Origin of the sequence: Streptomyces sp. WMMB 322, from assembly GCF_900090145.1 — a bacterium.
GTDB lineage: Bacteria > Actinomycetota > Actinomycetes > Streptomycetales > Streptomycetaceae > Streptomyces.
Genome location: NZ_FMHI01000005.1, coordinates 1 through 19,531 on the forward strand (window position 1 = coordinate 1; position 19,531 = coordinate 19,531).

Sequence of the window (19,531 nt, forward strand, 5' to 3'; positions counted from 1 at the left end):
AGTCCCTGAAGCCACTCGCGCACCTCCTCCACGCCCTCGACGGCCTCACCCTCGGTGTCGAGATGACGCAGCGCCTCCCACGGTGTGGCCGCACCCGGGAGGATCTTCTCCGCCTCGGTGCGCATCTCACCGAGCAGACGGTGGAATTCCGACCAGCCGTAGGCGTACGCCTCATCCAGGTCGAGGTCCGCCCCGTTCCAGTAGCGCGCCCAGCGGGCGTACCTCTCGCGGCCGACCGTATCGGGTGACCCGGCGACGCCCGGCTCGTACACCTCGCGCAGCCAGTCGCGAAGCTCCCTGACCGCGCCGGTCGCCTCGTCGGCGGCCGACGCGAGAACCTCGTGCAACGCGTCGGGGCCTTCCGCCGCGAACGCCGAGAACCATCCCCGGCCGTCACCGTCCTCACCGTCGCCGACCCACTCGTCCAACTGCCCGAGGACGGTCGAGACCTGACGGGGGCCCGCGTGCAGCCCCTTGGCCAGGCCTGCTTCGAGAGATTCCCGGTAACCGTCCAGAGCGTCGGGCACGGCACGCAGCCGCTGGGCGACAGTCGTCCAATCCGCAAGGGTCTCGGACGGCATGACCGTGAAGATCCCGCGTACCGCGTGGACCGGTGAGTGGAGGTTGCTCACGGCACGCAGGCCCTCCTGGGCGTCGTGAACGGCGAGTTCCGCCGTCAGCCGCTCCCGCAGCAGCCGGGCGCAGCGCCGTTCCGCCTCGCTGTCGGCACCGGGCCGCTCCTCGGCCTCGGCCAGCCTGCGCAGAGTCGTCCGACTCAGCTCGGCGAGCACCTCCTGACCTGCGGGCGAGAAGTCGGGAAGGCGGCTGTGGCTCTCCGGCACTCCGAGGTACGTACCGGCGATCGGGTCGAGCTCCACGAGCGCGTCGACGTAGGCGTCGGCGACCTGTCGCGGCAGGGGGGTGGAGTTCATGGGATCGGACATGCTCCCATCCTGGTATGTGCTGGCCCCCGGCGTCACCAGCAGCAGCCGCGCCGGGAACCAACCGGCCGCGCGCAGTGCTGAAGGCACGGCTCACGCCCACGTGAGTCCGTGGTGTGGTCAACATGTTCGGTAGCGTGCGATTTCCCGCACGACCGAGTCCACATCGGACTCGGTCGTGTAGTAATGGACGGCGAGCCGGAGCAGGCCATTGCGCGGGCTGGTGATGATCCTCCGGGCGGCCAGGTGCCCCGCGAGGTGGTCGGGGTTGCGGTCGCGCAACGCTACCTGCGGGCCGCGTAGATCGTCGTTGGCGGGTGAGGCGATGTCCTCGCCCTGCGCGGTCAGCAGGTCGTGCAGGTGACCGGTGAGTGCGCAGACGTGGGCGGCCACCGCCGCCGGGTCGGTCGCCGCGAGCAGCTGCATCCCGGCGACGGCGCCGTACGCGGCGGGCACGGGCGGGCTCCCGGTCTCGTAGCGACGGGCGGTGGGGGAGAAATCGAGGCGCCGGGGGTCGAAGGCGAATGGCTCGACTCGGCCGAACCAGCCGGTCAGCTCCGGGTCCAGGTCGTGGGCGGTACCCTCCCGGACGTACAGGAATGCCAGTCCCGGCAGGCCGAGCAGGTACTTCGTGGCGCCACTGACCAGGTAGTCGCAGCCGAGCGCGGTGACGTCGACCGGTTCGACGCCGGCGGCCTGGTAGGCGTCGACGAAAACCTGCGCGCCGCGGCGGCGGGCAAGCGCGGTGATCTCATCGATCGGCAGCCGCTGGCCGTACGGGCTGCTCGGGCGGCGCCGCAGCCGCCGGCGCCTCGAGGAACGGCTTGACGAGCTGATGGTGGTGGAAGGAGTAGGCGGCGCCGTGCGCGCGGCAAACCGCGAGAAACAGCTCGCCGTTCGTCCGGAGCGGCGGCGTGGGCGGCCCCTCCGCAGCCTCGGCCAGGAGCCGGTCGGGCAGCGACTCCTCCCCGACGGCACGCCGCATCAGCACCTGGTCCTCGGGCGGCAGGAAGGGGTACTTCTCCGCGAGCACCGACTGGTAGAACGGGTCCTTGGCCGAGACCAGGCCCAGCAGCAGGTCGACCTCGTTGATTGCGGAGAAGTCGCCGGCGTTCGCGCCCCGGTGGACGACCTCGTTGACACGGTACGGCTTGAAGTACGGCCGGATGTTGAAGTAGAAGCGGTCGACGTCGAGGGTCTCGGCGAGAGCTCGGTTGAACCGCATCACGACGGCGAGCGACGCGCTCGCCTGCTCGAACAAGTACGTCGCCATCGGGTTGGAGACACCCATCGGGGGAATTCGCCGGAGCGCATCCGCGGCACGCTGGTAGGCGAGCACCGCGAGCCCGTTGTGGGTGACGAAGACCTGCTCGTCAGGGAGTGAGGTGAACCGCCGGTAGGCGCCGCACTCGGCCGGGTTGTAGATCGACTGGTGCGCGAACACGTACCTCGGCGCGACACCGAGCGACGAGCCGAGCAACTGCGCCAGCGACCAGGCGGAGCGCAGCGACCCGTGATACTCGCCGTCGACGCTGTGCCGACTGCACGCGGCCAGGTAGAACCCCACCGCACCGAGGAGCTGGTACCGGTTGCAGGCCGCCGCGTCCAGGGTGTACTCGGCGGCAACCCGTTCGATCAGCGCACCACCCGCACACGCCAGCTCCCGCTTGGTGTCCTCGAGGTCCGGCCGCCCCTCCAGGCTCTCCGACCGGGCGGCGAAATAGGCCTCTTCCAGCTGGGTGTTCACCTCGACGAAATCATTACGCAGCCAGCTTTCGAATCGTTCTGCCGCGGCATCGAGCCGCATCGGTGTATGAGCCATGGCGTCAATGTGCGCACGCAGTGGACTATTGAACAGGTCCAAAGACCAGCGGGTTGACCGAACCATTACGGCCGGTTGTTCGAGATCAGCATCAGAGCGCCAGCCGGCTACCTACCGACACCGCCGAGACAGCGGAAAGGATCACAGACACCCCGTCATCTACACGCGAGGCCCAGCCGTGCTCCGACGACCGTGTTGTTCCCGTGGGTTCGGCCGCAGTGGGCGTTTGTCCGTTCTCGGGCCGCGGGGATCGGCCTCGATGCGGTGAGGGCGTGCGTGGGTGAGCCGGGTTCGGGCATGCTCAGACCTTGCGCGCGAGCTTCACGTGCTGCGCAGGGGACGGGGACTTCCGGTGAGGGGCGAGTGGACGCATAGAATCCTGACGCACTCAGACGGGGCCTGACCGGGCCAGGCAGGGAGGGGGTGAAGGATGCCGAGGATGCCGACGGGGGAATCCGATGGTTCGGCGGGGGTGCCGGAGGAGTTCCCGGATGTTCCCGCTGGGGACGGGAACGAGGGACTCGCCTCCACGGTGGGGGCGACGGTTCGTACCACGCGGCGCGTCGTGGGCCTCACTGTGGAGGCGCTTGCGTCCCGTGCGGGTGTGAGTACGGGCGCGCTGAGCCACCTGGAACGGGGGCAGGGGAATCCATCCCTCCAGACACTGCAACGTCTGGCCACCGCGCTCGGCATTCCACTGGTGCAGTTGCTCCAGGGAGTCACCGCACCCGAGCACCATGTCGTCCGGGCCGGTCAGCGGCCTCGACTGCCCGCGCCGGGCGGCGACACACGCGATTCGGAAGTGCAGCGCGAACTGCTGACCCCTTCGGGAGGCCGGCTGCAGGTGATCCGCAGCGAGGTGCCTCCTGGGTTCAGCAACGAGGGACGTTCCTATCGCCACCTGGGTCAGGAGTGTGTCGTCGTGCTGTCGGGCCGGCTCAGGGTGAGCGTCGGTCAGGAGGTCGTCGATCTGTCGCCGGGTGACACGATCACCTACGACTGCACAGCGGCTCACTGGTGGTCCAACCCGGGGACGGAGACGACTGTGGTGCTCGGAGCCGTCACACCCCTGGCCTTCTGACCGACTTGCCGCGCGTGCGCAGCCTGTTCAGCAGCGCGAGGTCGATCAGGCCGTGCAGAAGGCGGTGTTCGAGGCTCTCGTTGTGGGCCCACCCCGCCAGACGCTCCTCAAGAGGCAGCTCGCTCGATCCGTCGGCTTCCAGCAGCGCCGCGACCTCGCGCGCGACCTCGCCCGTCAGCGGCAGCGCCGAGACGGGGTCCGCGGGGCCCACGAAGGCATGGTGCAGTTCGAGGAGGCGGCGCAGCTCGCCGACAGGGTCGAGGTGATCGTCCACGCGGAGGTCGACACAGGCCGTGCTGCGAAGGCGGCCGTCGTCGGCCGGGCCGACGACACGCAGTGCGGCACTTTGCTTGCCCCGGTGGTCCCCGCCGGCCTTCTCTCCCTCGGCGAGCGCCGCGATCAGGCGGTCGGGGAGTGTACCGGTCGAGGCCAGGAAGGTGTCGCGCAGGGCGCTGAGAACGGAGGTTCCGCTCAGACAGTTTCCGACGGCCACACATCCGGGACCGAGGAGATGTCCGGCGGCACTCGTGCAGCCGGAACCGGTCCATACGGCGGCTTCCCCAGTCGAGGCGAGCACCGCGAGCTGTCGCCGTGAACGTCCGGGGTCGGAGCGGATGAGACGGTCGACCGTCTGAGCTGCATCGCATCCAGCTCTCAGCTCTTCGATCCCTCGCTTGGCGAACGTAGTGTTGGTGTGGGCCTGGGTCACGAGGGCGCCGGTGTCCGCGGCCAGTGCCGGCACGGTGGCGCCGACGGCAAGGGACTTCGACGCCGTGACGACCCCGAAGTTCCCCTCACCGTCCCGTACCACCAGGGAATAGGTCACGTCTTCCTCCGTAAACGCCCCGGGCTGCCGCCCCTGTGAATTTCGCGAAACAGATCCGGTTCCTGTCTTGACCTGGACGCCCCGGGTTCGTACCGTCTCGCCAAAGCTTCGACATAATGACGAAGCTTCATCATAATGATGATGGCATGCCTGAACGGGCAAGCACCGGACCTGAGGAGGAATCATGAGAAGGACAGTCCGATGGGCCGGTGCGCTGCTCGCGATGGGCCTGTTCGCCGCCTGCTCGCCCGGCGAAGGGGTGGACCGCGGTGGCAAGGACGGCTCCGGCGTCGTGGCCGCGATCGCCGGTGAGCCGGACCAGCTCGATCCGCACCGCACGTCCGCGTACTTCTCCTTCGAGGTGCTGGAGAACACCTTCGACACGCTGGTCGAGCCCGACGGGAACCTTCAGATGCGGCCGGCGCTGGCCAAGCGCTGGAAGGCCAGCAAGGACGAACTCACCTGGACGTTCACCCTCCGCGACGGCGTCACCTGGCACGACGGCTCGAAGTTCAGCGCGGACGACGTCGTCTACTCCTACAAGCGCATCATCGATAAGAAGCTCGGGAACGCCTGGCGCTTCGAGGGTGTCAAGGACATCACCGCTCCCGACAGGTCGACAGTCGTGATCAAGCTCAAGGAGCCCATGACCAACCTGCTCTCCAGGATCGGCGGGCACAAGGGCCTGGCTATCGTCCAGAAGAAGAACGTCGAGAGCGGCAAGATCAGCAAGCGCCCGATCGGTACGGGGCCCTTCTCCGTCGAGGACTACAAGCCCGGCGAGTCGATCAAGCTGAAGGCCAACTCGCGCTGGTGGGGCGGTGCGCCCAAGATCCCGTCGCTGACCTTCCGCTTCATACCCGAGCCCACCACTGCCCTCGCCGACCTCCGGGCGGGCGAGATCGACTGGACCGACAACCTCCCACCGCAGCAGGTGAAGAAGCTCTCCGCGGACGACAGCCTGAAGCTCGACTCCGTCGTGAGCAACGACTACTGGTACCTGTCGGCCAACGAGAAGCGCAAGCCGTTCGACGACCCCCGAGTGAGGCAGGCCATCGCCTACGGCATCGACCGTGAGGCGATCACCAAGGCGACCCAGTACGGCAACGCGACGGTCAACCAGCTGGCCATACCGAAGACCAACCCCTGGTACACGCAGTACTCGCCCTACTCACACGACACGGACCGCGCATCCGAGCTCCTCGACGACGCCGGCGTGACCGATCTGAAGATCGACATGCTGGTGACGAAGGAGTACCCGGAGACCGTCACCGCGGGCCAGCTGATCGCATCCCAGCTGAAGAAGGTCGGAATCACCGTCAAGCCCCGCGAGGTCGACTTCGCCACCTGGCTGGACAAGCAGGGCAAGGGTCAGTACGACATGCTGATGCTCGGCTGGCTCGGCAACCTGGACCCGGACCAGTTCTACTACGCACAGCACCACTCCAAGGGCAACTTCAACTTCCAGAAGTACTCCGACTCCAAGGTCGACAAGCTGCTGGAGGCCGGACGGTCGGAGAGCGACGAGAAGGCCCGCAAGGCCCTCTACGCCGAAGCGGCCCGGAAGATCGCCGACGACGCCAGCTACATCTATCTCTACAACCCCGACGTCGTTCACGCATGGGACCCGAAGCTCAAGGGATACAAGGTCCGAAGCGACAGTGCGATCCGTTTCCGTGACGCGGAACTGACGGACTGATGCTGCGTTTCGCCCTTCTCCGCACGGGCCACGCCGCCCTCGTTCTCGCAGGGGTGACAGTCGTCGTCTTCGCTCTGGTGCACCTCGTGCCCGGCGACCCGGTGCGGGTCGCCCTGGGCACGCAGTACACCAAGGAGTCCTACGACACGCTGCGTGCGGCCTCCGGGCTCGACCGGCCCTTGATCGGACAGTATCTGCATTACGTCGGCAGTGCGGCCACCGGTGACCTGGGGGTCAGCTTCCGCACCGGCGAACCGGTCACCCTCGTGCTGCTCGAACGCCTCCCGGCGACGCTCTCCCTGGCCCTCGCCGCGATGGTGATAGCCGTACTGATCGCCTTCCCATTGGGCATCTACGCGGCGACGCACCAGGGCAAGGTCAGCGACACGATCGTACGTATCGTGAGCCAACTCGGCGTGTCCGTCCCCGACTTCTGGCTGGGCATCCTGTTCATCCTGCTCTTCTCGAGCACCCTCGGATGGTTGCCGCCCTCCGGCTACGTGCCGCTGACGGAGGACCCCGTCGGCTGGCTGTCCCGGGCGGCCATGCCTGCTACGGCAGTGGGGCTCACCTCGGGTGCGATCATTACCCGCTTCGTACGCAGCGCGGTGCTCGAGTCGTTGGGCTCGGATCACGCCCGCACTGCCCGTGCCAAGGGGCTGCGGCACCGCCTGGTGATGAGCCGCCACGTGGTGCGCAACGCGATGGTGCCCGTCATCACCGTGATCGGAGTGCAGACGGCGATTCTGCTGGGCGGAGTCATCGTCGTCGAAGTGGTCTTCGCCTGGCCCGGGTTGGGCCGGCTGACCTTCGATGCCGTGGCGGCCCGCGACTACCCCGTGGTCCAGGGGGCGGTGCTGCTGGTAGCGGCGCTCTTCCTGGTCGTCAGTCTGATCGTCGACCTGCTCTACGGCCGTATCGACCCGAGGATCTCGCTGCGATGACCGCACAGCCCCTCTCCGCGTGGAGTCATCTGCTGCGGCGTCCCGTATCGGCGGCCGGGCTCGGTGTGATCGTCCTGCTCGTCCTGCTGTCCGTCCTGGGACCGCTCCTGGCGCCGTACGGCCCGAACGCCGCCGATGTCAGCCGAGCCCTGCAACCCCCCGGCCCGGAGCACTGGTTCGGCACCGACGACCTGGGGCGCGACGTGCTGAGCCGGGTCGTCCTCGCCGCCAGGGTCTCGCTTCAGGTCAGCCTGGTCAGCGTGAGCATCGCGCTGGCAGTCGGAGTGACTCTCGGTCTCCTCGCCGGCTACTTCCGGGGCTGGGCCGATGCCGTGGTCATGCGAGTAGTCGACGTGCTGTTCGCATTTCCGATCATGCTTCTGGCCATCGCGATCGTCGCCGTGCTTGGCCCCGGGCTGAACACGGCGACGATCGCGATCGGCGTGGTGTACGTGCCGGTGTTCGCCCGGGTGACCCGCGCGAGTGCTCTTGCCCTGCGGGAGGAGCCGTTCGTGCGGGCAGCGGTCAGCATCGGCGCCCGGCCGTTGCGGATCATCCGCACCCATGTGCTGCCGAACGTCATGGCGCCTGTCATCGTCCAGACCTCGCTCAGCCTGGCGTTCGCGATTCTCTCCGAGGCGGCGCTGTCGTTTCTCGGGCTCGGCGTGCAGCCGCCCCAGCCGTCCTGGGGACGGATGCTCTTCGACGGCAAGGCGTTCACGGACGCCTGGTGGATGAGCGTCTTCCCGGGGCTGGCGATCTTCGTCACGGTGCTGGCGTTCAACCTCGTCGGAGACGGTCTGCGGGACGTTCTCGATCCGCGGCAGCGATCGGTTCTCGAGTCCAGGAGGAGCCGATGACCCAGGAAGGGCCGATGAAATCGCCCGGTTTCGCCGTACGGGACCTGACCGTCGTGCTCGGCCGCGGCACCCGGGCAGCACACGTGGTGCGCGGGGTCTCCTGGTCGGTGGCGCCGGGAGCGACCCTGGGCGTCGTCGGCGAATCCGGCTCGGGCAAGTCGATGACGGTCCTCGCCGCGGCCGGACTCGTCCCACCGTCCGCAGCCGTCACAGGCAGCGCCCTGGTCGGGAGCACGGATCTGCTGAAACTCTCCCGTCGGGAGCTCGAGGGCGTGCGGGGGCGGCGCCTCGGATTCGTCTTCCAGGAGCCGATGACCTCGCTCAACCCGCTTCTCACAGTGGAACGGCAGATCACCGAGGGCATCGAGGAACATCTGGGCACCACGCGGCGGGTCGCCCGGGGCCGCGCGCTCGAACTGCTCGAATCGGTCGGCATCCCCGACCCCGAACGGCGCCTGGACGCGTACCCGCACCAGTTGTCCGGCGGAATGCGTCAGCGGGTGATGATCGCGATCGCGCTCTCCTGCGAGCCGGACGTCCTCATCGCGGACGAGCCGACGACGGCGCTCGACGTCACCACCCAGGCGCAGATCCTCGAGATCGTGCGCGAGCGGCAGCAACGCATGGGCATGGCCGTGGTGTGGATCAGCCACGACCTCGGAGTGGTGGGCGGACTCGCCGACGACGTCGTCGTCATGTACGGGGGACAGGTGGTCGAGCAGGCACCGGTCGAGACCCTGCACAGGGCGCCCGCGCACCCCTACACACGCGGCCTGTTGGGAGCACGTCCACTCCTCGGCAGCCGGCGTGATCAGCTCACCGCCATCCCGGGCACGCCCCCTGACCCTCGTGAACTGCCGTCCGGCTGTGTCTTCTTCGACCGCTGCCCCGTCAAGGGAGACCCGCGGTGTGAAACCGAGGTCCCGGCGCTCTCGGAGGTCGGCCGGCGCCACTACGCCCGCACGTTCTGCCCGGAGGACCAGTGAGAAGCGAACCAAGCCCACAGGCGGCCCAGGAGACACGGCCCACACCGCTGCTGAACGTGCGGAACCTGTGCGTACGGTTCCCCGGCCCGCGTAGTGGTCGTCGCCGCTCCTGGGTGCACGCGGCCGAGGACGTGTCCTTCGCGATCCAGCGTGGGCGGACACTCGGCCTCGTAGGCGAATCGGGGTCCGGCAAGTCGACGACGGGCAACGCGCTGACCGGTCTGGTCCGCCCCACCTCGGGAACGGTCCACCTCGACGGACAGGACGTCCTGGCAGCTCGGGGTGCCCAAGCGCGTGAACTGCGACGGCGGATCGCGATGGTCTTCCAGGACCCGTACTCCTCGCTCGACCCGAGGCGCACGGCCGGTGCGACCGTGCGGGAGCCCTTGGACGTGCACCGGATGCTCCCCGGGCGCGCCGAACGCAACCGCAGAGTGGCCGAACTGCTCGACCTCGTAGGGCTCGTACCGGGGACCGCCACACGGTACCCGCACGAACTCTCCGGCGGTCAGCGACAGCGCGTGAGCATCGCCCGTGCGCTGGCGGCCGATCCGGACCTGATCGTCCTGGACGAATCGACCGCCGCCCTCGACGTATCGGTCCAGGCCCAGATCATGAACCTGCTCAGGAATCTCCAGGGCGAACTCGGCCTGACTTACCTGTTCATCTCCCACGACCTCGCCGCCGTCGAGCATATGAGCCACCGCGTGGTCGTGATGTATCTCGGCCGCCTCATGGAGACCGGCAGCACCGACGACCTCTACGCCCGGCCGGCACACCCGTACACCCAGGCGCTGATGTCCGCGGTGCCTGACGCCGACCCGACCGCGGAGAAGCACCGCGAGCGGATCCTGCTCAGCGGCGACCCGCCCAGCCCGCTCGATCCGCCGTCCGGATGCGTGTTCCGCACCCGCTGCCCCCTGGCTGCAGACGAGTGCGCCGAGCCGGTGCCACCGGTGACGCTCTCCGACGACCATGCCGCCTGGTGCGTCCGCACCGACGAATCGCTGTCGCCGGACCGACTGCGCAGACTCGTGCACTGACGAGCAGTGAGATCCGTCTACGAATGAGAGCCAACGGGAGTGGGGACAACGCATGGCCGCGCGCCCATCTCACCCCCTACGGCGACAACTTCGTCATGTGGTACATCCTGAGCAGCACTTCTTCGGACTCGAAGCCGTCGTGGCCCGGTGGGGGGACCTGGACCGACGCCCCTGGGCCACCCGGCAGGACCTCCGCACCGCGATGTCACCTGGATCGAGCGGACCTACCACCGACGCCGTCGGCCAGGTGATGGGGGATCAGAAAATCCAGCACCGATCCAGCACGGGAACCGCTATGGGGTCGCGCACTAATGCACGCACGCCCTTCTGACCTGCATATTTGCCAGGTTCAGTTTGCCGCGGTAATGGCATAACTACACGTTGAAGCGGAACTCGACCACGTCTCCGTCGCGCATCACGTAGTCCTTGCCCTCCATACGGGCCCTGCCCTTCGAGCGGGCCTCGGCGACGGAGCCCGCCGCGACCAGCTCGTCGAAGGAGATGACCTCCGCCTTGATGAAGCCGCGCTGGAAGTCCGTGTGGATGACGCCGGCGGCCTCGGGAGCCGTGGCCCCCTTCTTGATCGTCCAGGCACGGGACTCCTTCGGGCCCGCCGTGAGATAGGTCTGCAGGCCGAGCGTGCGGAAACCGACGTGGGCGAGCGTCGCCAGGCCCGGTTCCTCCTGGCCGACCGTCTGGAGAAGCTCCAGGGCCTCCTCCTCGTCGAGCTCGGCCAGGTCCGCCTCCAGCTTGGCGTTGAGGAAGACCGCCTCGGCGGGCGCGACGAGCGCGCGCTGGCTCTCCTTGAACTCCTCGTCGGTGAGCTCGTCCTCGTCGACGTTGAAGACGTAGATGAAGGGCTTCGTCGTCAGCAGGTGCAGGTCGTGCAGCGGTGCCGCGGCCTCGCTGCCCTGCGCGAGGCCGGCGGAGAAGAGAGTCCGGCCCTGTTCGAGGATGTCCTTGGCCTCCTGCACGGCCTTGACCTCGGCCTGCTTGTCCTTCTTGACCCGGGCTTCCTTCTCCAGCCTCGGCAGCACCTTCTCGATGGTCTGCAGGTCGGCGAGGATCAGCTCGGTGTTGATCGTCTCGATGTCGTCCTTCGGCGAGATCTTGCCGTCGACGTGGACGACGTTCTCGTCGTGGAAGGCACGGATGACCTGGCAGATGGCGTCGGACTCACGGATGTTGGCCAGGAACTTGTTGCCCAGGCCCTCACCCTCGCTCGCTCCTCGCACGATGCCCGCGATGTCGACGAAGTCCACCGTGGCGGGCAGGACCTTCTCGGACGAGAACAGCTCGGCCAGGGTGCCCAGCCGCGGATCCGGCACGCCGACCACGCCGACGTTCGGCTCGATCGTGGCGAACGGGTAGTTGGCCGCCAGCACCTCGTTCTTGGTCAGGGCGTTGAACAAGGTCGACTTGCCGACGTTGGGCAGGCCGACGATTCCGATCGTGAGCGACACGTGGCGACTTCCCGTAGCGAGATCTGAGGTGTGCAGAGGACGTGGGGCGCGCGGAGCGAGCCCGGCCGGTCAACCAGTCTACGGGCTCGAACTGACGGCCAACGCGTGTCCGTCCCCGGTGAACAGCGGTGACGCGGCCTACGTTGGTGCAGTGGAACAGCAGCACAGCGCTCACACGGGTGGGAAAGACCCCGGTCAGGGGCAGGCGCAGGGGCAGGAACGGGAGCAGCCGCAGATCCGGGGACACAAGCAGCGCCGGCCACGTGGCGGGAAACCGAGAGCCGCCGCGGCGGCCGCGGCACAGGCAGCCGGATCCGCGGAGCCGCCCGCCGCCCGCGCGCAGACACCGCAAGCGGTCCCGGACCCCGCCTCCCGGGCGCCACGACGGCGGACCGGTCCGGGCGCCGTGCGTCAGGAGGCCGCGGCGCTCTACCAGGCACAGCTGCGCTTCCCGCTCATCCCCGCACCGCTGACCGACGCGCTCTCCTGGCTGCCGCGCGCCCGCCTCACCGCGCTCGGGGACGGTCTCCTCGCCGTGCTGCTGATGCTGCTGACCGGCGCCGCCGACAGGTGGCTGCTGGGCAGCTCACCCACCGTGTACGGGGCTGCGTTCCTCGTCGTCTGCCTCGTCTGCGCGGCATGGGTGCGTCCCACGGACCTCGTCGCCACCCCCGTCGCCGTGCCGCTCGCCTTCACCGCCGGCCTCTTCTTCATCAGCGGCGGAACGGGAAGCCAGTCCCTGACGGAGCGTCTGACGAACCTCTTCCCGGTACTGGCCGTCAACGCCCTCTGGCTCTACTCGGGCACGCTGCTCGCGGTGCTCGTCGTCACGGTGCGGAAGATCGCGCTCATGATCCAGCAGTCGCGCGTCCGTGCGCTGATGGAGGCCGAGGACGCCGAGGACGAGGCAGCGGCGGAGGCCGGCGGCTACTGACGCCCGCCGGCCGGCCTGTGCCGGCCGGGCTCTCCTTCCGGCGCCGCCCGGCCCGCGCTCGCGGACTGCGGCCGGGTCAGCCCGTCTTGCGGGCCGCTTCGGCACGCAGGTCGCGCCGCAGTTCCTTCGGCAGGGAGAACTGCATGCGCTCCTCGACGGGCTGGACGATCTCCACGTCCTCCCAGCCCCGCTCCGCGAGCCACTCCAGCACGCCTTCGACCAGCACGTCCGGCACGGAGGCACCCGAGGAGAGGCCGATGGTCGTCACGCCCTCCAGCCATGCCTCGTCGATCTCCTCCGCGCCGTCGACGAGGCGGCCGTCGCGGGCGCCGTGCGCGACGGCGGTCTCCACCAGGCGCACGGAGTTGGAGGAGTTCTTCGAGCCGACGACGAGAACGAGGTCGGAGTCCTCGGCGACCTGCTTGATGGCGGTCTGGCGGTTCTGCGTCGCGTAGCAGATGTCGTCGCTGGGCGGGGATAGCAGGTTCGGGTAACGGCCCTTGAGGGCGTCGACCGTCTCCATCGTCTCGTCGACGGAGAGGGTGGTCTGCGAGAGCCACACGACCTTCTCGGGGTCGCGCACCTCGACGTTCTCCACGTCCTCCGGGCCGTCGACGAGCGTCACGTGGTCGGGTGCCTCGCCGCTGGTGCCGATGACCTCCTCGTGGCCCTCGTGCCCGATGAGGAGGATGTCGTAGTCCTCCTTGGCGTAGCGCACGGCCTCCTTGTGCACCTTCGTCACGAGCGGGCATGTGGCGTCGATCGTCGCCAGCTTGCCGCGCTCCGCCTCCTCGTGGACCACGGGGGCCACGCCGTGCGCGGAGAAGATGACGATCTCGCCCTCCGGTACCTCGGAGGTCTCCTCGACGAAGATCGCGCCCTTCTTCTCCAGCGTTTTCACCACGTACTTGTTGTGCACGATCTCGTGGCGTACGTAGACGGGGGCGCCGTACTGCTCCAGGGCCTGCTCGACCGCGATGACCGCGCGGTCCACGCCGGCGCAGTAGCCGCGGGGGGCGGCGAGCAGCACGCGGCGGCGGCCGCCGGGTCCGGGGTCGGAGGTCTGGGGGGCGTCGGCGGCGGACCTTGGGGTCTCCCCTGGGGGTCCCCCCAGCGGATCGAGGGGGCGGAGCCCGTCGGGACGGGAGGGCGTTGCAGACATGCGTCCATCGTAAGGGCGTTGCGGGCGGGTGCCGTGTGAAGGGCATGTCCGCACCGGGCGGCGGTGTCGGTGGCGGCCGTTAGGGTCCTCCCATGGCTCTCATCACCTCCCCCGAGGCGCCGGTGCCGGTCGGTGAGATCTCCCGGCTGATCGGCGGCTGGATCGACCGGCTCGGCGCGGTGTGGGTCGAGGGGCAGATCATCCAGCTCTCGCCGAGGCCGGGAGCGGGGGTGGCTTTCCTCACCCTGCGGGACCCCTCGCGCGATGTGTCCATCAGCGTCACCTGTTTCCGCGACGTCTTCGACCGGGTGAAGGACGTCGTCTCCGAGGGCGCGCGGGTCGTCGTGCACGCCAAGCCGGTCTGGTACGGGCGGGCGGGCACGCTGTCGCTGAGGGCGTCCGAGATCCGGCCGGTGGGGATCGGCGAGCTGCTGGCCCGCCTGGAGCAGCTCAAGAAGTCCCTTGCTGCGGAAGGGCTGTTCGCGGCCGAGCGCAAGAAGCCCTTGCCGTTCCTGCCGCAGCGGGTGGGCCTCGTCACCGGCCGCGCCTCGGACGCCGAGCGGGACGTGCTGCACACGGCGCGGGAGCGGTGGCCGGCCGTCCGGTTCGAGGTGCGGCACACCGCGGTGCAGGGGGTGAGGGCCGTTCCGCAGCTGATCGAGGCCGTGCGGGAGCTCGACGCGCTCCCCGGCGTCGACGTGATCGTCGTGACGCGCGGCGGCGGCAGCATGGAGGACCTGCTGCCCTTCTCAGACGAGCAGCTCGTGCGCACGGTCGCCGGCTGCGGTACGCCCGTGGTCTCGGCCATCGGGCACGAGGCGGACGCCCCGCTGCTCGACCTCGTGGCCGACCTGCGCTCCCGCACGCCGACGCACGCGGCGAAGGACGTCGTCCCCGACGTGGGCGAGGAGCACGAGCGCGTACGGGAGCTGAGGGCCCGTGCCTACCGGGTGATCAACGCCTTCCTGGACCGGGAGGGCAGGGGGCTCTCCGACGTATTGAGCCGCCCCGCGATGGCGGACCCGTACTCGATGGTCGAGGAGCGCGCCGAGGAGGTCGGCTTCCTGCTGGCCCGCGCCCGGCGCACGCTGGGGCACCGCCTGGAGCGGGCGGAGGACGAGCTCGCGCACACGCGCGCCCGTGTCGTCGCGCTGTCGCCGGCGGCGACGCTGCAACGGGGATACGCGGTGCTCCAGCGCGAGGACGGCAGCGTCGTCCGGAGCCCCGAGCAGACCTCGGAAGGGGAGAAGCTGCGCGCCCGGGTCGCGGAAGGGGAGTTCGGCGTCACTGTCGGACCGGACGCTTAGGGTTGCCGTATGACCTCGGACACTGGGACGGAATCGGGCGTGGAGACGGACAGGGAGCAGGTGCGTTCCGCGCTCAGCTATGAGCAGGCCCGGGGCGAACTGGTGCGTGTCGTCCAGCAGCTGGAGGCCGGCGGCGCGACGCTGGAGGAGTCGCTGGCGCTGTGGGAGCGCGGCGAGGAACTGGCCCGCGTCTGCCGCGAATGGCTGGAGGGGGCCCGGGCCCGGCTGGACGCGGTGCTGGAGGCGGAAGCCGAAGCGGGCGAGGACGCGGATCCGGATGCCGCGGCGGAAGCGGAGTCCGGCCCGCTCGGTGCGGACGAGGCCGAGGAAGCGGAGGGGGCCGGAGACGGCCGCTGAGCACGGCGGGGAATCAGGGGCGGCGAAGCGGAAGATTGCGCGCCGCCAGTTTGTTCGGTGAGGGCAGCGAAAGGTCCGCCCGCGGCGGGCCCTTCGTCCCGAGTCCCCTTGTTCCGATTCCTTCGAGTCCCCTCTCGAAGACCAGCAAGCAAAGGCAAGGCATCCCCACATGACTCTCGCCCTCGACCCGAGCGCCCAGGATCTCCTCTTCCGCGACGCGCACACCGCGCACACCTTCTCCGACGAGCCGGTGAGCGAGGAGCAGATCAAAGCGGTGTACGAGCTGGTGAAGTACGCGCCCACGGCGTTCAACCAGTGCCCGCTGAGGATCACCCTGGTCCGCTCCCCCGAAGCCCGCAGCCGCCTGGTGAAGCACATGGCGGAGGGGAACCGCCCCAAGACCTCCACGGCTCCGCTCACCGCAGTGCTCTCGGTCGACCTCGAGTTCCACGAGCGCCTGCCCGAACTCCTCCCGCACGCCCCGACGTTGAAGGACACCTTCTTCGCCGAGGCCGACAAGCGCGAGGCGGCGGGCACCTTCAACGCGACGCTCCAGGCCGGCTACTTCATCCTCGGTGTGCGCGCCGCGGGGCTGGCCGCGGGCCCCATGAGCGGCTTCGACCGGCACGGCGTCGACAAGGAGTTCTTCGGCGACGGCAGGCAGAAGTCGCTGCTCGTGATCAACATCGGCAGGCCCGGCCAGGACGCCTACAAGCCGCGCCTGCCGCGTCTCGCCTACGACGACGCGGTGACGACGGTCTGAGGGGGCTGAGACCCCGGTCAGGGCGCTGTTCCCGCCGGGGCGGCCCGCCCGGCGGCGCGGCGGGGCCGTCAGCCCTTGCCCGCGCCGCCGCTCTCGCCGGGGCTGAGAGCCGCCGCCATCTTCTGGAGCTGCGCGAAGGAGGCGGTTCCGGTGACGACGGTGGTGTACGGGCGGTTCTTGCCCTTGTCCCGGGTGTCGTCTTCGGTCTTGTCCCGGCCCTCGCCCTGGCCCTTGCCATCGGCCGCCCCTGCGTCGTCGGCGGAGGAGCCGGAGCCGCCCGGGGAGACCCGCACGAGCGCGTCGTACTTCTCACCCTCGTACCGCGTCCACTCCTCGCCCCGCACACGCACCGTCTTCGCCGTCTTCCGCGCGCCGTGCGTGACGTCCTCGATGTACTTGACGGGGCGCTTCTCGTCGCTCTGCTCGACGGCGGCGTACTGGGTGTCGGGCGTGATGAAGCCCAGGTGCCAGGCCCGGCCGTCGGGGCTGTCCGCGTCGTACCGCACCGAGGTGGCACGCCATTTCTCCGGGAGTCCCTCGGGCGCCAGCACGGGGTAGGGCGCGGCCCGGCGGGCGGAATCCAGCTCGACCTTGTAGTCGACGGGCTTGACCGGGTCCTGGCTCTCGTCGTGCGGGACGAAGAGGTAGATGAAGAACGCGGCGAGCAGGACCACGGCCAGCGAGGGCACCATGCCCCGCACCGTCCGGCTGCCCTGCCTGCGCTCCGCCTGCTCTGCTTGTGCTGCCACGCCCCCATCGTCGCCCATGCCGGAAACCGCCCGGCCCGCGGGTCCGGCCCACGTCCCCGATGCCTGGCGACCCCGGCCCCGCCCGCTCATCCGTGGGGCCCTCTGCTCACTCTGGCGGTTGCTGGGTACCCTCGAAGGACCCTCAGCAGCCCGGCCGAGTCGTCACAGCCGTGCAGAAAGGTGTGCCCCGATGACCGATCATCAGCACCTCCCCGCCCCGCTCGACGTCAGCCCCGAGGCTCCGGACCGCAACCTGGCGCTCGAACTCGTACGGGTCACCGAGGCCGGTGCCATGGCCAGCGGACGCTGGGTGGGCCGCGGCGACAAGAACGGCGCCGACGGCGCGGCCGTGAAGGCGATGCGGCACCTCGTCTCGACGGTCTCGATGAACGGGGTCGTCGTCATCGGCGAGGGCGAGAAGGACGAGGCGCCGATGCTCTACAACGGGGAACGGGTCGGTGACGGCACGGGCCCGGAGTGCGACGTCGCCGTGGACCCGGTCGACGGCACCACCCTCACCGCCAAGGGCATGTCCAACGCGGTGTCCGTACTGGCGGTGGCGGAACGCGGCTCGATGTTCGACCCGAGCGCCGTCTTCTACATGGACAAGCTGGTGACCGGCCCGGACGCCGCGGAGTTCGTCGACATCACGGCCCCGCCCGCCGTCAACGTCCGCCGCATCGCCAAGGCCAAGGGATGCACTCCGGACGACGTGACGGTCGTCGTCCTCGACCGCCCCCGGCACGACGGCCTGGTCAAGGAGCTGCGGGAGGCCGGCGCCCGCATCAGGTTCATCTCGGACGGCGATGTCGCCGGCGCGATCATGGCCGTGCGGGAGGGCACCGGCGTCGACCTGCTGCTGGGCGTCGGCGGCACGCCGGAGGGCATCATCGCGGCCTGCGCGATCAAGTGCCTGGGCGGCACGATCCAGGGCATGCTGTGGCCCAAGGACGAGGAGGAGAAGCAGCGGGCGCTCGACGCGGGACACGACCTCGACCGCGTCCTGCACACCGAGGACCTCGTCAGCGGGGAGAACGTCTTCTTCGTCGCCACCGGCATCACCGACGGCGAACTGCTGCGCGGCGTGCACTACAGGGGCGAGCGGGCCTACACCGAGTCACTGGTGATGCGGTCGAAGTCCGGCACGATCCGGATGATCGACTCGACGCACAAGCTCTCCAAGCTGCGGGCGTACAGCGCCGTCGACTTCGACCGCGCACGCTAGGCCGTCTCCGGCGTCTCCGGCCTCTCCGGCCTCTCCGGCCTGTGCGGGGCCGGGAAGGCCGGCCGGTTCGCGGCGGGCCCGTCACAGTTTCCGTTCGAAGCAGCGGGACGCCCCGACCCCGGCGTACGCGCCGAAGTTGGGGATCCGCACATAGCCGGCGCGCGTGTAGAAGCGGACGGCTTCGGGCTGGCGGTCCCCGGTCTCCAGCCGGAGGCTGCGCCATCCTCTGGCGCGCGCCCGGTCCTCCAGGGCGCGCAGAATCCCGGACGCGAACCCGGACCCGCGCCAGGGCGGGGTCACATACATCCGCTTGATCTCGCCGGTGCCGTCTTCGAGGTCCCGGAGCCCGCCGCAGCCCACCGCGGTGCCCCCGTGCTCGTACGCCACGACGAACACCACGACGTCCGCCTCGGAGGGAGGCACACCGGGTTCGCTGTCCGGGGTGCCGTATCTCTCGGCGATCTCGACCCGCTGCCTGGCCCGCAGGGCCACGGCGTCCGCGTCCGTCCACGCGACCTGCTCGATCCTCATGCGGCGCGATTGTGCCGGGGCACTGTTTCGGCCGCGTGAAGCCGGGCGTTCCCGCCGGTGGCCGGGCTCGCTCGGGGGGACGGAGCTCCACGGGGGCGGGGACGCTCGCGGCCCGGCTCCGGACCGCAACCCGGCGCTCGAACTCGTACGGGTCACCGAGGCCGGTGCCATGGCCACCCGACGCCGGATGGGCCGCGCAGACAAGAGCGGTGCTTACGGCGAGGGGGACACAGCTCCGCGGGAACAGGGCACGCTCGCGGCCCCGCGGCCGGTCGCGGCCACGGGGCGCTGCGGAATCCCAGGTTCGGCGCGGGCCGGCACGGATCGGCAGGGGCGGACGCGGCATGAACGGGCGTCCCGGTGCACCGGCTCGTGCGGCGACGCGAAGCGGGCCGGTCAGGCGATGCGGGAGACCTGCCCCGCTTCGGCGGCTGCGGCCGCATCACGCCTGCGGCGCCTGGCCAGAACGACCCTTCGTTCGGCGGCGGTCAGCCCTCCCCACACTCCGTACGGCTCGGGGAGGACCAAGGCGTGCTCACGGCACTCGATCATCACGGGGCAGCGGGCACAGACCCGCTTCGCGGCCTGCTCGCGCGAGAGCCTCGCCGCCGTGGGCTCCTTCGATGGCGCGAAGAAGAGTCCCGCCTCGTCCCGGCGGCAGACCGCCTCCGAGTGCCAGGGGCCCTCCTCGTCCTCGCGCGCGGACGGTCGCTGCGCGGGAACCGAGGCGGCTGCCTGAAGGGACTGATGCGGCGGTTGCAGCACGGTGTACTCCTGAAGGGGACGACGGGGGGCACCTTCACCCGACTTGCTGCGCACGGCAGTTCGCGCTGCCGCC

At 69.8% G+C, this 19,531-nt stretch carries 20 protein-coding genes and 1 pseudogene; 12 read left to right on the plus strand and 9 right to left on the minus strand.

Annotation, left to right across the window (positions count from 1 at the left end; translation table 11 throughout):
* The 3 genes from H180DRAFT_RS09875 to H180DRAFT_RS09885 form a co-directional block, all read right to left on the minus strand.
* A partial coding sequence (locus H180DRAFT_RS09875; protein WP_139151373.1) for a DUF885 family protein occupies positions 1-944 on the minus strand: 944 nt, incomplete at its 3' end.
* Positions 945-1,061: 117 nt separating this feature from the next.
* Complete coding sequence (locus H180DRAFT_RS09880; RefSeq protein WP_079100024.1) at positions 1,062-1,778, minus strand: aminotransferase class V-fold PLP-dependent enzyme; 717 nt, start codon at positions 1,776-1,778, stop codon at positions 1,062-1,064.
* Entirely contained in the window at positions 1,693-2,763 is a 1,071-nt protein-coding gene (locus tag H180DRAFT_RS09885; RefSeq protein WP_159033571.1) for a monodechloroaminopyrrolnitrin synthase PrnB family protein, read from the minus strand. The genes H180DRAFT_RS09880 and H180DRAFT_RS09885 overlap by 86 nt, the downstream gene beginning before the upstream one ends.
* A gap of 439 nt (positions 2,764-3,202) precedes the next feature.
* On the opposite strand from H180DRAFT_RS09885, the gene H180DRAFT_RS09890 reads away from it, so the two are divergent.
* Complete coding sequence (locus H180DRAFT_RS09890) at positions 3,203-3,844, plus strand: helix-turn-helix domain-containing protein (protein ID WP_079099988.1); 642 nt, start codon at positions 3,203-3,205, stop codon at positions 3,842-3,844.
* Here H180DRAFT_RS09890 and H180DRAFT_RS09895 read toward each other — a convergent pair.
* A complete protein-coding gene (locus H180DRAFT_RS09895; RefSeq protein WP_055485665.1) occupies positions 3,825-4,670 on the minus strand; it encodes a DUF1028 domain-containing protein in 846 nt (281 codons plus the stop codon). The genes H180DRAFT_RS09890 and H180DRAFT_RS09895 overlap by 20 nt on opposite strands.
* Positions 4,671-4,854: 184 nt before the next feature.
* Here H180DRAFT_RS09895 and H180DRAFT_RS09900 point away from each other — a divergent pair, with 184 nt between their 5' ends.
* The 5 genes from H180DRAFT_RS09900 to H180DRAFT_RS09920 are packed head-to-tail and all read left to right on the plus strand — an operon-like array spanning position 4,855 to position 10,202.
* Positions 4,855-6,369, plus strand: coding sequence for an ABC transporter substrate-binding protein (locus H180DRAFT_RS09900; protein WP_055485666.1), 1,515 nt, complete (start codon positions 4,855-4,857; stop codon positions 6,367-6,369).
* Entirely contained in the window at positions 6,369-7,313 is a 945-nt protein-coding gene (locus tag H180DRAFT_RS09905; RefSeq protein ID WP_055485667.1) for an ABC transporter permease, read from the plus strand. The genes H180DRAFT_RS09900 and H180DRAFT_RS09905 overlap by 1 nt, the downstream gene beginning before the upstream one ends.
* Entirely contained in the window at positions 7,310-8,173 is an 864-nt protein-coding gene (locus tag H180DRAFT_RS09910) for an ABC transporter permease (RefSeq protein ID WP_055485668.1), read from the plus strand. The genes H180DRAFT_RS09905 and H180DRAFT_RS09910 overlap by 4 nt, the downstream gene beginning before the upstream one ends.
* Entirely contained in the window at positions 8,170-9,159 is a 990-nt protein-coding gene (locus tag H180DRAFT_RS09915; RefSeq protein ID WP_055485669.1) for an ABC transporter ATP-binding protein, read from the plus strand. The genes H180DRAFT_RS09910 and H180DRAFT_RS09915 overlap by 4 nt, the downstream gene beginning before the upstream one ends.
* On the plus strand, positions 9,156-10,202 hold the full coding sequence (locus H180DRAFT_RS09920; RefSeq protein ID WP_217628747.1) for an ABC transporter ATP-binding protein: 1,047 nt from the start codon (positions 9,156-9,158) through the stop codon (positions 10,200-10,202). The genes H180DRAFT_RS09915 and H180DRAFT_RS09920 overlap by 4 nt, the downstream gene beginning before the upstream one ends.
* A gap of 374 nt (positions 10,203-10,576) precedes the next feature.
* Here H180DRAFT_RS09920 and ychF read toward each other — a convergent pair whose 3' ends face one another.
* Positions 10,577-11,665, minus strand: a complete 1,089-nt coding sequence (gene ychF, locus H180DRAFT_RS09925; RefSeq protein WP_055485671.1) for a redox-regulated ATPase YchF — start codon at positions 11,663-11,665, stop codon at positions 10,577-10,579.
* Between the two features lie 406 nt (positions 11,666-12,071).
* On the opposite strand from ychF, the gene H180DRAFT_RS28545 reads away from it, so the two are divergent.
* Entirely contained in the window at positions 12,072-12,599 is a 528-nt protein-coding gene (locus tag H180DRAFT_RS28545; RefSeq protein ID WP_175437751.1) for a DUF6542 domain-containing protein, read from the plus strand.
* A 76-nt stretch (positions 12,600-12,675) separates the two neighbouring features.
* On the opposite strand, the gene H180DRAFT_RS09935 is transcribed toward H180DRAFT_RS28545, so the two are convergent.
* On the minus strand, positions 12,676-13,629 hold the full coding sequence (locus H180DRAFT_RS09935) for a 4-hydroxy-3-methylbut-2-enyl diphosphate reductase (protein ID WP_055485672.1): 954 nt from the start codon (positions 13,627-13,629) through the stop codon (positions 12,676-12,678).
* A gap of 224 nt (positions 13,630-13,853) precedes the next feature.
* Here H180DRAFT_RS09935 and xseA point away from each other — a divergent pair, with 224 nt between their 5' ends.
* The 3 genes from xseA to H180DRAFT_RS09950 all read left to right on the plus strand — a co-directional run bounded on the left by xseA (position 13,854) and on the right by H180DRAFT_RS09950 (position 16,188).
* The gene (xseA, locus tag H180DRAFT_RS09940; protein WP_055485673.1) at positions 13,854-15,068 is read left to right on the plus strand and encodes an exodeoxyribonuclease VII large subunit; all 1,215 of its coding nucleotides are present in this window, start codon (positions 13,854-13,856) and stop codon (positions 15,066-15,068) included.
* A gap of 9 nt (positions 15,069-15,077) precedes the next feature.
* Complete coding sequence (locus H180DRAFT_RS09945) at positions 15,078-15,425, plus strand: exodeoxyribonuclease VII small subunit (RefSeq protein ID WP_055485674.1); 348 nt, start codon at positions 15,078-15,080, stop codon at positions 15,423-15,425.
* Positions 15,426-15,594: 169 nt separating this feature from the next.
* Positions 15,595-16,188, plus strand: a complete 594-nt coding sequence (locus H180DRAFT_RS09950; protein WP_055485675.1) for a malonic semialdehyde reductase — start codon at positions 15,595-15,597, stop codon at positions 16,186-16,188.
* 68 nt (positions 16,189-16,256) lie between these two features.
* Here the strand turns inward: H180DRAFT_RS09950 and H180DRAFT_RS09955 are convergent, their stop codons facing one another.
* Positions 16,257-16,937, minus strand: coding sequence for a DUF4245 domain-containing protein (locus tag H180DRAFT_RS09955; protein ID WP_254665955.1), 681 nt, complete (start codon positions 16,935-16,937; stop codon positions 16,257-16,259).
* A gap of 190 nt (positions 16,938-17,127) precedes the next feature.
* On the opposite strand from H180DRAFT_RS09955, the gene glpX reads away from it, so the two are divergent.
* On the plus strand, positions 17,128-18,162 hold the full coding sequence (gene glpX / locus H180DRAFT_RS09960) for a class II fructose-bisphosphatase (RefSeq protein ID WP_055485677.1): 1,035 nt from the start codon (positions 17,128-17,130) through the stop codon (positions 18,160-18,162).
* Between the two features lie 81 nt (positions 18,163-18,243).
* Here glpX and H180DRAFT_RS09965 read toward each other — a convergent pair whose 3' ends face one another.
* Positions 18,244-18,693, minus strand: coding sequence for a GNAT family N-acetyltransferase (locus tag H180DRAFT_RS09965; RefSeq protein ID WP_055485678.1), 450 nt, complete (start codon positions 18,691-18,693; stop codon positions 18,244-18,246).
* A gap of 115 nt (positions 18,694-18,808) precedes the next feature.
* On the opposite strand from H180DRAFT_RS09965, the pseudogene H180DRAFT_RS29055 reads away from it, so the two are divergent.
* Positions 18,809-18,913: pseudogene (locus H180DRAFT_RS29055) on the plus strand (fructose-bisphosphatase class II); the annotation flags it as partial.
* A 176-nt stretch (positions 18,914-19,089) separates the two neighbouring features.
* Here the strand turns inward: H180DRAFT_RS29055 and H180DRAFT_RS09970 are convergent.
* The gene (locus H180DRAFT_RS09970; RefSeq protein WP_055485679.1) at positions 19,090-19,458 is read right to left on the minus strand and encodes a WhiB family transcriptional regulator; all 369 of its coding nucleotides are present in this window, start codon (positions 19,456-19,458) and stop codon (positions 19,090-19,092) included.
* Between the last annotated feature and the right edge of the window lie 73 nt (positions 19,459-19,531).

What these genes read in the sequence shown, in the direction of transcription:
- H180DRAFT_RS09900 (WP_055485666.1), top strand. Translation starts at nt 4,855, where the DNA reads ATGAGAAGGACAGTCCGATGGGCCGGTGCGCTGCTCGCGATGGGCCTG.
- H180DRAFT_RS09950 (WP_055485675.1), top strand. Translation starts at nt 15,595, where the DNA reads ATGACTCTCGCCCTCGACCCGAGCGCCCAGGATCTCCTCTTCCGCGAC.
- H180DRAFT_RS09890 (WP_079099988.1), top strand. Translation starts at nt 3,203, where the DNA reads ATGCCGACGGGGGAATCCGATGGTTCGGCGGGGGTGCCGGAGGAGTTC.
- H180DRAFT_RS09885 (WP_159033571.1), bottom strand. Translation starts at nt 2,763, where the DNA reads ATGGCTCATACACCGATGCGGCTCGATGCCGCGGCAGAACGATTCGAA.
- H180DRAFT_RS09905 (WP_055485667.1), top strand. Translation starts at nt 6,369, where the DNA reads ATGCTGCGTTTCGCCCTTCTCCGCACGGGCCACGCCGCCCTCGTTCTC.
- xseA (WP_055485673.1), top strand. Translation starts at nt 13,854, where the DNA reads ATGGCTCTCATCACCTCCCCCGAGGCGCCGGTGCCGGTCGGTGAGATC.
- H180DRAFT_RS09965 (WP_055485678.1), bottom strand. Translation starts at nt 18,693, where the DNA reads ATGAGGATCGAGCAGGTCGCGTGGACGGACGCGGACGCCGTGGCCCTG.
- H180DRAFT_RS09915 (WP_055485669.1), top strand. Translation starts at nt 8,170, where the DNA reads ATGACCCAGGAAGGGCCGATGAAATCGCCCGGTTTCGCCGTACGGGAC.
- H180DRAFT_RS09945 (WP_055485674.1), top strand. Translation starts at nt 15,078, where the DNA reads ATGACCTCGGACACTGGGACGGAATCGGGCGTGGAGACGGACAGGGAG.
- glpX (WP_055485677.1), top strand. Translation starts at nt 17,128, where the DNA reads ATGACCGATCATCAGCACCTCCCCGCCCCGCTCGACGTCAGCCCCGAG.
- H180DRAFT_RS09910 (WP_055485668.1), top strand. Translation starts at nt 7,310, where the DNA reads ATGACCGCACAGCCCCTCTCCGCGTGGAGTCATCTGCTGCGGCGTCCC.